Source organism: Pseudomonas sp. DE0010 (genome assembly GCF_007680745.1).
Taxonomy (GTDB): domain Bacteria; phylum Pseudomonadota; class Gammaproteobacteria; order Pseudomonadales; family Pseudomonadaceae; genus Aquipseudomonas; species Aquipseudomonas parafulva_B.
Genome location: NZ_VEJQ01000276.1, coordinates 1 through 243, shown reverse-complemented (window position 1 = coordinate 243; position 243 = coordinate 1). Strand labels below are relative to the sequence as shown.

At 71.6% G+C, this 243-nt stretch carries 1 pseudogene; it reads right to left on the bottom strand.

The window, feature by feature from the left end:
- A pseudogene (locus FS767_RS22525) lies at nt 1–243 on the bottom strand (MFS transporter); the annotation flags it as partial.

Sequence of the window (243 nt, the reverse complement as noted above, 5' to 3'; positions counted from 1 at the left end):
AGGAGGCTGCGTCTCAGCCGGGGGGCGGCAAGCAGGGAAGGCAGCACCAGGGGCGTCTCGCCGGCCGCCTCCTTGCGTTGTTCGTAGCGCCAGAAGGTGATCAGCAATCCGCCACTGACGACGAGCAGGGGGAGCGACCACCAGGGCCAGTGCAGGCGTGGCCCCTCGACCAGGGGCACCACCAGCGCCAACAGCCCCGCCGCGAGCAGGCCGGCACCCATGACATCCAGCCGGCCCGGTTGC